The sequence below is a fragment of the Rhizobium giardinii bv. giardinii H152 genome, from assembly GCF_000379605.1.
Classification (GTDB): domain Bacteria; phylum Pseudomonadota; class Alphaproteobacteria; order Rhizobiales; family Rhizobiaceae; genus Pararhizobium; species Pararhizobium giardinii.
On sequence record NZ_KB902628.1, the window covers coordinates 1 to 1,214 of the forward strand.

Genomic DNA, 1,214 nt, shown 5'->3' on the forward strand with positions numbered 1-1,214 from the left:
TGGCGGTCGCGCCCTTGATGAGGATGCAGGCATCCGCAAGGCTCAATCTTTTAATCGTCAGCATTCTGTCAGTCCTTTTAAAGGGCGAATTTGGTCTTCGCCTCGCGGCGGCGGCGATGAAGGATCGGTTCAGTGTAGCCGTTCGGCTGGTTCAGGCCTTCGAAGACGAGATCGCGGGCCGCCTGGACAGCGACGCTTGCGTCGAAGTCGGCAGTCATCGGACGGTATAGCGGATCGTCAAGATTCTGCCGATCGACCACCGCCGCCATCCGCGTCAAGGTTTCCTCGACCTGTTCCGCGGTGCAGATGCCGTGTTTCAGCCAGTTGGTGATGTGCTGAGCGGAGATGCGCAGCGTCGCCCGGTCCTCCATCAGTGCCACGTCGTCGATGTCCGGCACCTTCGAGCAGCCTATTCCCTGATCGACCCAGCGAACGACGTACCCCAGAAGGCCCTGCGCATTGTTGTTGAGTTCGCGGCGGACCTCATCTTCGGAGAGATTGCGCCCGGCAAGCAGGGGCGGCGTCAAGATGTCGTCGAGCTTGGCCTTGACGCGCTCCGTGATGCTCTTCTGCGTCGCGGCTACATCCACTCGATGGTAGTGCGTGGCGTGCAAAGTGGCAGCGGTCGGTGAGGGAACCCAAGCGGTGTTGGCGCCGGATTCCGGGTGGCCGATCTTGACTTCGAGCATTTCGGCCATGGCATCAGGCTTGGCCCACATGCCTTTCCCGATCTGTGCCTTGCCGGCAAGACCACTTTTCAGACCGACATCGACGTTGTTTTTTTCATAGGCGCCGAGCCAGCGGGCAGACTTGATTTCGTTCTTCGGAACGACGGGGCCGGCTAACATGCCCGTATGGATCTCGTCGCCGGTACGGTCGAGGAAGCCGGTATTGATGAAGGCGATGCGTCCCTTCACAGCACGGATTGTTTCCTTGAGGTTGATGCTGGTGCGCCGCTCCTCGTCCATCACGCCGACCTTGATCGTATGACGCGGCAGTTTTAGCGTATCCTCGACGAGATCGAAGATTGCATTGGTGAGTGCCGCCTCCTTTGGGCCGTGCATTTTTGGCTTGACGATGTAGATGCTGTTTTTGCGGCTGTTTCTGCCGGTGCCAAGGTCGTGCAGGGCGCAGAATGTGGTGACCATTGCATCGAGAAACCCTTCGGGGGTCTCCGAACCGTTTTCGCGTTTGACTGCGTCTGTTGTCATCAA

General features: G+C 59.1%; 1 protein-coding gene. It reads right to left on the reverse strand.

Features of this window, described 5'->3' with window-relative positions:
- Positions 1–77: 77 nt before the first annotated feature.
- On the reverse strand, positions 78–1,214 hold a 1,137-nt coding region (locus A3AY_RS0111755), incomplete at its 5' end, for a malate synthase G (protein WP_026203362.1).